The sequence below is a fragment of the Novipirellula caenicola genome, assembly GCF_039545035.1.
Taxonomy (GTDB): domain Bacteria; phylum Planctomycetota; class Planctomycetia; order Pirellulales; family Pirellulaceae; genus Novipirellula; species Novipirellula caenicola.
Map to the genome: position 1 here is coordinate 130,186 of NZ_BAABRO010000018.1, position 9,009 is coordinate 139,194.

The 9,009-nt window shown below is 52.0% G+C and carries 9 protein-coding genes; 3 read left to right on the forward strand and 6 right to left on the reverse strand.

Going from position 1 to position 9,009, the window contains the following annotated elements:
• Positions 1 to 100: 100 nt before the first annotated feature.
• The 3 genes from ABEA92_RS25715 to ABEA92_RS25725 all read right to left on the reverse strand — a co-directional run bounded on the left by ABEA92_RS25715 (position 101) and on the right by ABEA92_RS25725 (position 1,962).
• Positions 101 to 475, reverse strand: coding sequence for a hypothetical protein (locus ABEA92_RS25715; RefSeq protein ID WP_345687688.1), 375 nt, complete (start codon positions 473 to 475; stop codon positions 101 to 103).
• 254 nt (positions 476 to 729) lie between these two features.
• A complete protein-coding gene (locus ABEA92_RS25720; protein WP_345687690.1) occupies positions 730 to 1,197 on the reverse strand; it encodes a hypothetical protein in 468 nt (155 codons plus the stop codon).
• 234 nt (positions 1,198 to 1,431) lie between these two features.
• Entirely contained in the window at positions 1,432 to 1,962 is a 531-nt protein-coding gene (locus tag ABEA92_RS25725; protein WP_345687692.1) for a hypothetical protein, read from the reverse strand.
• 737 nt (positions 1,963 to 2,699) lie between these two features.
• On the opposite strand from ABEA92_RS25725, the gene ABEA92_RS25730 reads away from it, so the two are divergent.
• The 3 genes from ABEA92_RS25730 to ABEA92_RS25740 all read left to right on the forward strand — a co-directional run bounded on the left by ABEA92_RS25730 (position 2,700) and on the right by ABEA92_RS25740 (position 4,748).
• Positions 2,700 to 3,377, forward strand: a complete 678-nt coding sequence (locus tag ABEA92_RS25730) for a hypothetical protein (RefSeq protein ID WP_345687694.1) — start codon at positions 2,700 to 2,702, stop codon at positions 3,375 to 3,377.
• Positions 3,378 to 3,460: 83 nt separating this feature from the next.
• Complete coding sequence (locus ABEA92_RS25735) at positions 3,461 to 3,709, forward strand: hypothetical protein (protein ID WP_345687696.1); 249 nt, start codon at positions 3,461 to 3,463, stop codon at positions 3,707 to 3,709.
• A gap of 427 nt (positions 3,710 to 4,136) precedes the next feature.
• Positions 4,137 to 4,748, forward strand: coding sequence for a hypothetical protein (locus ABEA92_RS25740; protein ID WP_345687698.1), 612 nt, complete (start codon positions 4,137 to 4,139; stop codon positions 4,746 to 4,748).
• A gap of 289 nt (positions 4,749 to 5,037) precedes the next feature.
• Here the strand turns inward: ABEA92_RS25740 and ABEA92_RS25745 are convergent, their stop codons facing one another.
• The 3 genes from ABEA92_RS25745 to ABEA92_RS25755 all read right to left on the reverse strand — a co-directional run bounded on the left by ABEA92_RS25745 (position 5,038) and on the right by ABEA92_RS25755 (position 8,498).
• Complete coding sequence (locus ABEA92_RS25745; protein WP_345687700.1) at positions 5,038 to 5,661, reverse strand: hypothetical protein; 624 nt, start codon at positions 5,659 to 5,661, stop codon at positions 5,038 to 5,040.
• 1,467 nt (positions 5,662 to 7,128) lie between these two features.
• A complete protein-coding gene (locus ABEA92_RS25750; RefSeq protein WP_345687702.1) occupies positions 7,129 to 8,094 on the reverse strand; it encodes a TlpA family protein disulfide reductase in 966 nt (321 codons plus the stop codon).
• Positions 8,095 to 8,162: 68 nt separating this feature from the next.
• Entirely contained in the window at positions 8,163 to 8,498 is a 336-nt protein-coding gene (locus ABEA92_RS25755) for a hypothetical protein (protein WP_345687704.1), read from the reverse strand.
• Positions 8,499 to 9,009: the final 511 nt, after the last annotated feature.

Consider the following 9,009-nt stretch of genomic DNA (forward strand, 5'->3'; position numbering starts at 1 on the left):
TTTAGATAAAAAAGGTGTCTGCACCCGAAAAGGTGTCTGACACCTTTTCCAATCCGCAGTAGGTTGATAAATAGCTGCCGTCACAACTCCCGTACCGTCGTCAACCCCAGTACGACGCCCAAACACCTGTAGGTTTCGCGCGGGCGGTCTCGTCAATCCAGCTGAATAGATCAGATAATGCAACTTTGGCATCATCATCTGAAATATGACCATCACGGTACTCCCTCAGTAACCATTCAATTGCCTCAGGCACGACCATAGGCGGGTAGATGAAATCATCAGACATGATGTTTAGCATAGGGTTTCCTACCCCTTCTGCATGCCCGGTCCATACGACTTCTCCGCTCGGATCGAACTCACATTTAGCGTGCTTTGTATTGAGGCTTACCTCAAAAGAGCTTTTCGTGAGGCGCACGCTGTACGCATCTTCATGGCCCCAGCGTGGTGAAAATACCTGAAAGGAAGAACTAATCACTCGTGCACCAGTTGTAACACTCTAAAGGGTTTCAAAGATTATCTAATTCAGCGGCTTCGTCCTATATTCAAGAACCACCTAAAATCGCTAACTCAAGATAATTGGGAAATCTTACCCAGCGGGGGGCTCGTGTCAAGTTGTTTGTTACACAGGCGAGTTGCGTTGGCACGAGAGTCGACAATTTTGTCTATAGAATGGCCGCGGTGGTGCAATTCTTTCCACGGGGTGCGAGGCCAAGACCGCACCAAGCTCCGTTAGCGAATGCTTGCGCGGCACGTGCCGTCCGCGCAAATTACGTCGATGATCTTTTGCAACTCCGATGCTGCATGTGTGGGCTCATGGTCGAGCGGCGTGTCTTGCATAAATGCTTCGGTGGCCACCAAGATTCGCGAACGCTGCTTTCGGTACCGCGATGCCGTCAGACTCGCATCGACAATACAACCGAGAACACCACCCAGATTGACCGATTGGTTGTATCGCTCGGCCGCCTCCGACACCAAACTTGGCGGTCGCTGCTTTGTAAACTCAGCCGCACGCATCAAAATCAACAATCCAAATTCCGAGCTACACTGCTGGGCTAATTCCACTGCGAGTGCGTTGATCGATCGGCACTGCGTCTTCCAAACACTTTCAATCATCGCCCCCGAAAAGTCGGGACCGAGGTCGTGCTCCATCCCAAACGCTTGCAGCGTGGCCAATTGAATCTTTCCCGAATACACCATCTTTAAAACGTCTCATTCACCAATCGAAAACGCACACCAATCGCCTCCATATCGCAGCCGCCTCCATTCGCATCCCGCTTGCCACTTGCCCCCACGCTTGATAACGGAGCCCAATATCCGCACGCCGGAGACAACTCTTCACATATTGCAACACGCGGCCACACGCGTCACGACTCGCACCCTGTCGGTCCCACCTTGTATCAGGTCGTTACATTTTCAATCGGCGTCTCGCCATCAAATTGCGGCCGAATGACGCAAGGTAAACGACGCCAAAGTAACCTGCCCCGCGTTTCTCGCGCTCGAGAGGTAACGGACCGCACGAATCGACCAGCGTCCTGAGACCATTTTGTATTCGGTGCGATTGATCCCACTGTTGAACGGCACCCGATGTTCTTCGGCATACAACATGGCCAACGCATCCGAATCATCGACGATCAATGCGGCCGTCTCTTCACCGCTACGGATCGCCTTCACCACGCGATCATCGTCATCAACGACAGATCGAGGTACCAGTACCGTCACCTTTGTCCATGCCCGACACCATGTTGCTTGGATCACAACATCTTCATCGATCGCACGACGATACTCGACGTATTCGACCCCCAGTGACTCCCACTCTTTTGATTGGCCAAATCCGGCCTGCAACAACCGTACTTGTACGCTCTCCGGTTCACCCGGATGCGCAACCACCGGCGATGATGAACACCCCGTGACCATCGAAAGGAATAGGAAAGAGACGGTCAAAACGTCGTGAGTCGTCGGCATGGTGGGATCGGGCGAGCAAACTTGTAGGAAAACAGGGACAGGAACAATGACTCACACAGATCAAATCAACGATAAAACAAAACCATTTCGCCGGATGAACGACTAATCGCCTCTCGTAATGTCGCGGCCTCAACCAACGCCTTCACTTAGAAAAAGCGTCACTGCCAAGGATCCGTTGTCGTGCGATCGTGACGACAACAAGGCTCGTTTCCACCCCACAATTCGACATCACCTGCTGTTGCAATTTCCCACTAGGAACAACCACGAGGCCACCCTTGCCGTTGGGCAACAATAATCAGATCGCGATTCACCCTCGCGATCTCGCCATTGCTCCACGATCCTAGCTTCGACGATGCCATGGTCCGTTCTCACGTCGCAAACTGGAATGGTTGGTCGCGAATTCGACCAGCCGCAAAAAGCAAACTACAATGACAACTTGTCCGTGTAGTCAAAACTGCGACAAATTTTCACACGGGGTTCCCGGCGAGCCGCAAATCGCCGAGAAAGTGTGATAGAATTGATTCGCAATCACCGAACTTACGGATTGTAGCAAATAGGCTACGGCAAACCGAACACTGCAGCCAAATCTCATCTTTATTCCACCTTCATGGTGTGCGAATATTCGGTTCACGACATGAGACCATGTCATCATTCGGATCTCGTCAACAAATAAAAGTTCCAGGCAATGGTTTTGCCCACCATCGAACAAAAAGTGATTTTTGGGACAAAGGAAATCAATGTTTAGCTACGTGAATTGGGCACAACATCTTGGACAGAACGACATTTTGGTGCGTCCCACGTCCGAGGACTATGAATCATCAAAACAAATGGTCGCGGATGCGAAGTCCGATGACGCGGACGAGCTACGACGTGCTCTCATCACCCAAGCGACTCAGTCCGGCCAATGTGATTCCCGTGACGCCAAACTGTATCGTTTGCTCCTGCGACCAATGATTGGTCACGACAACGACCCCGACATCGCCCAGAGACTCGAAGCGGTCGTCGCTACGATCGTCACAGCCACAAACCGTCATACAAAACTCTTAAAACACGGCGGTTCATTTTCCGCATTTGCCATCATCTTCGGTCCCCTGGTCTTTCAGCGTAGTATGATCTCTTGGCTCGCACATCACGCATCCAAAAACCATTGGAGCCTGATCGAAGACGACGCGGGAATAGAATCACGCGTATTCACCGCGTCGACAAGTGATTCGACCGAAAGGATTTGTGAAAGCGATGGCGTGGAAAAGAAGAACGATTTTGGAAGCGTCCGTGTGGGAGAGGAATTTATCTACGCAGACAAACGCTATCGCAAATTAGATAATCGCCGAGCCGAGGTAATCGTTCCTCTGCAGACCGACAACGACAACGCATTTAATTTTTATCCCGAGGACGAAGTCCAACGCGATCATTGATCCGGCGCCATCACCACGATCGTCGGCCGGAGACAATCGAGGAATCGCGACTGTGGAATGCACCTCCGCCCTAATGTTTCGCGATGGATGACTCGACGCCCCACGATGACCAAAATAAAGGTACCTGCACTCGTTTGCGTGCACTTAACGTTTTTGAAATGGAAATAGACTTTTACAACGTAAACGCTGGCGAAGAATTTGAACACGAATCAAAAAGGTATCGCAAACTGGACGACCGACGAGCAATGTTGATCGATAAAACGTCGGGCGAACGTCGAACGATTCACTTCTTACCAGAAGACAAGGTTAAAGAACTAAAACGTGCCCGCTGATGCCGCGAAATGACGGCTGCACCTTCCTCGAGTTCCTCTTCTAGCTGAACATTCGACATTGTTTGGCCCCAATTGTTTTGCCCCGAGGAATCGGAAGACAGACGGAATCAGACGCTCGGCTAATGATCTGACAATCGCCTGCTTGAGTGCCGACAGTACCGATTGTAGCAATTTGTTTTTCGGAACTCGGAACATATCGCAAGAAATCGATTTGGATAACGACCTTGGTTTTTCTCCCCAACCTAGGCTTTTTAGCTGCGTCATCCACAGACGCATCCGGTTGCCACCACAGAGGTGAGATCCGATTGGACGCAGTCAAACGCAAATGGTTCTGGGGCGAAGAAACGTGTTGCAAAACGACTCAAATTTGGGGCGGCCGATCGGTCATTATGGTTTCCCGATCCATCCAACCGCGGACGATCGGGAAATGGCAAAACGATTGGTCCGCAATGTAAGATCCGAAGACACAGAGAAACTACGCTGTGTCTTGAGCCAGCAAGCTTGCCAGGCTCGAAAGCGTCCTTTCCATGATTTGGACCTTCATCGGTTGGTGCTTCGACCGAAAATCGGACACGAATGTGATCCAGACCTTCAACCGCAGCTTGAAGAGGTCGTCGCCACCATTGTCGCAGCATCAAATGGTCATACCAAGATTACACAACACAGCGGATCGTATAGCGTGTTTGCCATCTTCTTCGGCACCCACGCCTACGAACGATGTCTGATTTCATGGCTAGCGCATCATGCATCAAAGAACCGCTGGAGCCTAATGGAGGACAGCGACGACTCGGAGGTCGCCCGGTCCACCACGCAAGTTGCATTACCAAAGGACAACTTGATCGAGAAAATAAGAAACTCTATCAGCGCTGAAAAGAAAGACGAGTTCGGAAGCCTCCGAATTGGCGAACAATTCGTTTACGGCGACACTCGGTATCGCAAAATCGATGCACGCAGAGCGACGCGGATCAGCACCAGATCAGGATTTGCCGAGACAGCTCTGCTTTTTTACCCCGAGGACAAGATATGTCCACTTGCTTGATCGCGGGTGTCACGGACAACCTAGGGCTGGCGGCAAGTGAGAATTCGCTTGTGATCGGGGATGCCGCGTGATGCTTAACGGCATCCCCCGCCAACCCTTGATGACGCAATCAAAGTCAATCAATCGAGCGTCGTCGGTTTCAAAAAAAACGCCTTACATCTCCGTCACGCTACGGAGAAAGAGTCCTTACACCTTTTTACCCTGACACCTTTTTACCCCGCGAATAATCGGCTCGCTTGCCGCCAGTTAAAAATTCCGCTTGACAAGCAAGCGTAAAGCGATGGCATGGTTATCCAGGGTTATAATGCGTCAGGTTGACAAGCTGCGGTACAGAGCGGATTGTTCGCCCCTCAACTTCTAGCTCGCACCACAAGACGGCATGCTCAGAGCGGCCATCACCCTTTCGACTTTCAAAGGGCGAGTAATCTGGTCCCGGACGAGCTCCCCAGTTCCATACCCAACGTCGTTTAGCGAATTCTTCAAGTGGTGTTTCCGCGTAGATATTTCCAGGGGAGATCAAAGTCTCCTTGGCGCTCACTCGCAAAACTTCGTATTTCTTCCCCGGAGCGACCGTGACCGTCTCTTCACCAAGTACCACAGTCGCTTTGTCGCCTCCAAACATTCCCGTTTCCTGTCTCGAACCGAGGTGGAGAGGCCAATGAGTTCCGTTCGATCCGGAAGCACACAAACGAATGCGATCTGGCGAATAGGTCTTGGGGACGTCCGCAGCTGCTGATGTGCCATTCACAATCGTGATCACAATATCGAAGTTCTCCAACCGTTTCCAATCGCCATCAGGAGCCTGAATATCGGATTGGAGGATTAGCTGGACGCGAACATCCAATTGGGCGAATGCAGTACTGCCTGTCGAACAGGCAGCCACACAAAGAAAGAGGAGAAGTCGCAAGAGCATGGGTATCTTACCTGGATAACGGACGCTGTCAGCGGGTACGGCGGTTTGGCATTCCATTTGTAAGAACCCTATGCCTTGCTCCGTTGAATGGCATGGTTCGTCGGCACGTTTCCCGACACGAGATCTCGAATTCGCAATTTGTCGTCGTCGCATTCGAGTGTTGCATCAGCAATCCAGTTTACCGTGTTTGAACCTCGAAACAGCAGCACACCATCATCGAAGATTACTGCTTTCGAGAATGCCGTCCACTTAAGGCTGGTTTCTTCGATTTCGGATTTGGCTTGGAATCCGACCTGCGATAGGTGAACCACTTGTTGAGCGCCGTATTCCGGTGACTTCCGAAACCGACTTCGTGCTAGCAGGTCGTCGATTTTGTGTGGGAAGAACATGAAAATCGTGAGAGCAACCATGAACGCAGATGCGAAATATTGCGGGACGAACAAGCCGAAAATTGCAACGATCAGGAATAAGAAGGCGGCGAAGTATCGAAACCAACGCCATATGCGGCGACCTTTGTGCTGGGATCGGTAACGCGCAAGAGAGTCGCTGAGATGGTCGGACGTGAACGTGAATCGAGACGTAATCGTTCCGATGGAATCCGAAGACGACCCGTTAGTTTCGGACGCCGCGACGGTTGGATCGTAGGGGTTCAAGTGTTCCATGTCCGACGAACGGTTCCGATCACCGAGGACCGGGAGTTGGTTTTCCCTTGTCAATAGACGACGCCCGGTCCTTCGGGCGAGTAGAACGGAGTCTCTCGGATGTTAGGATACGCTTTGTGTTCACGGTTTGCCACCGATTTCTCCTTGTGGTGTCACACTATTTGATCCTTGTCCAATTGATCACCGAACCCTCTCAGAACCGGACTGGCGCATCCGGCTCCCAGCCGACACCTCTCACCTGGCAACACTTTGCACTCTTCAATCGCGACCAAGTCCGCGCCACCAGGACTTTCCCCGTGGAAATCCATTTGATTCACAGCGAACACCGCTCGCAAACGTTTGCCCGCGAATCACGCTAAGGATCGCGAATGAGTGCAGCATGACATAACTGCCAAGGGGCAATCGCGCCGCAATTAACAACTCGTGCCAACCGCGGAACCAGCGGCAATCGACGCACTGTTGAACCATGTACACAAATCGACGCCCCCCGAAGCCCAATAAAATCGACCTCCCCTGATGCCCATAAGCAGGCAAAAAAATGGGTGACAAAAAGATGAAGATCGAAATACAGGGCAGGCACTACTGCGTCTAGAACATTTTTCTGACGCACCAATTTTTCTGTCGGCCATCTGCTTTTTTTCCAGGAGTACCAGAGCACCGATTCAGTCTGTGCCACGCTCACTCCTCACTCCTCACTCCTCACTCCTCACTCCGTGTCTCCGTGTCTCCGTGTCTCCGTGTCTCCCTCCCGCCCGCTCGTCTTAAAGCCATTTCCAGTCCGCAACGTTCACCGATTGGTTCTGCACTACTTTGTGATAACGGAGAGTTCCGTGATTGAGTTCGACAAAACGACGCCATTGGCATCAATGACGATGTCAAAAGGAAGCTGTTTGACGCCAAAGGTTCGAGCCATTGTTCCGCCCCAGCCTGATTTGTCGCAGACGTTATGAAACGGCATGCCGTATTTTTCCACAGACGCCTCGAATCTCTTTTCGTCTTCGTCGAGACTGACGAAGACGACAACTGCTTCATCCGGGGAGAGCTTAGACAATCTCTCAATATGTTCTGGCATTTGCGCAAGGCACGGCGCGCAACTCGAAGACCAAAAGTGCAGCACGATGATCTTCCCTTTGAGTGTCTTAAAGTTCAAATCAACCCCAGACTGTGTTGTGGCAGCGAAGCTTGGACACTCGTCGCCGACCTTAAGTTTTTGCGTCGTCCCCATTAAGGTTATGAGGTGTTGCAGGATCGAGTTCGAATCGTCCTTGGCCGGATTAATTCCGGCACCAAGTGCCCAGCTCTTCAAGAGTCGCTGGTCCAGCGCGTTCAAGTGCTTGTCATGAAGCATGGTGTAAATGGCTTCTGACGCGTCAGAATCACCACTTCCAGCCAAACCGCAGTTCGCAACAAATCGAAGAAACACGTCTGGATGATCTCTGAGCCTGGCAAGGACTGTTTGGCAACCGTCTTTATTAACAATGTGGGGCAGGATCTCGACTATGGAGATACTCGCCTCCCCTTTGAGTTTCTCTGCGAGTTCATCCTCTTTCTTTGTATCCGACAGAAACTTCCTGAGCGTTTCGGCCTGGGCGGGAGTCAGTTCAATTTGCTTCTTTGCGAGCAGCTCCATGAACTCCGCTCCAGGCAACGGCTGAGCGTCGGCAGCGGTATCCGCAGCTTCAAGAGGCATCCCGAAACAAACAGCCAGGAATATCGCAGTCCATAGACGCATGATCTTTCCTTTACTTTGGTGCAGAACGTTGGAATTCACGGGGGTGGCGGGAGTTGATCTTCCACTGCGATAAGCACCGCCACCGCCACTCCCGTGCAATTCTCTGGTTACCCCATCCGTGCAGCACGGCGGTCTCCACTAATGAGTATACCAAGTGCGATTGCGAATCCAATCAACGCAGCGCCTATCGTCATGTGGAATCCTTGTCCGCGCATTCCTGTCCCAAATGCGGATATTATCGGAAGTGTCGCAAAAGAGATGGCGGCGTACTTGTACCGGCGCACGTGTGCGGTCGGATCAATCGGTAAAGAGGACGATGCGAACCGATAAGCAAAACCGCCGAGCAGAGCGCCGGGAAAAACGCCGAAAAAACCAATCAGTTGGTCGAGCATCAGAAGCGGCAATCCCGCGAGCGCACCGAGCAAAGCGGAAGCGGCAATCACGATCGCAGGTCCACGCTTTGGCGCAAAGAACCGTGCTGCCATCGGTCGCGCGTCTGCGTCGGAAACGGAAGGCGGTGGTTCGTACGGATTTTGCTGTGCGTCAATGGCAGTGATGTGAATAGGGTAACGTTGGGGATCAGCGGGCGGCGGGACAAGACATTGATCTCAGCTGAAACCGCAACACCGCCGCTCCGGGCGAGTAGAACGGTGTCTCTCGGATGTTAGGATACGCTTTGTGTTCACGGTTTGCCACAGATTTCTCCTTGTGGTGTCACAATATTTGATCCTTGTCCAATTGATCACCGAACCCTCTCAGAACCGGACTGGCGCCGTTAACGCATCCGGCTCCCAGCCGACACCTCTCACCTGGCATCACTTTGCACCCCCCATCGCAATCAAGTCCGTAATCTGTCCCGGATTCGGCAACGGGTGTCGCTCGAGGTAGAGTCCGTAAGCTTCCCAACTGAGATTTCGTCCCTTCTGACTGCGACGACGCATCCAACGAAGACCT

What these genes read in the sequence shown, in the direction of transcription:
- ABEA92_RS25720 (WP_345687690.1), bottom strand. Translation starts at nt 1,197, where the DNA reads ATGGTGTATTCGGGAAAGATTCAATTGGCCACGCTGCAAGCGTTTGGG.
- ABEA92_RS25725 (WP_345687692.1), bottom strand. Translation starts at nt 1,962, where the DNA reads ATGCCGACGACTCACGACGTTTTGACCGTCTCTTTCCTATTCCTTTCG.
- ABEA92_RS25730 (WP_345687694.1), top strand. Translation starts at nt 2,700, where the DNA reads ATGTTTAGCTACGTGAATTGGGCACAACATCTTGGACAGAACGACATT.
- ABEA92_RS25735 (WP_345687696.1), top strand. Translation starts at nt 3,461, where the DNA reads ATGGATGACTCGACGCCCCACGATGACCAAAATAAAGGTACCTGCACT.
- ABEA92_RS25740 (WP_345687698.1), top strand. Translation starts at nt 4,137, where the DNA reads ATGGCAAAACGATTGGTCCGCAATGTAAGATCCGAAGACACAGAGAAA.
- ABEA92_RS25745 (WP_345687700.1), bottom strand. Translation starts at nt 5,661, where the DNA reads ATGCTCTTGCGACTTCTCCTCTTTCTTTGTGTGGCTGCCTGTTCGACA.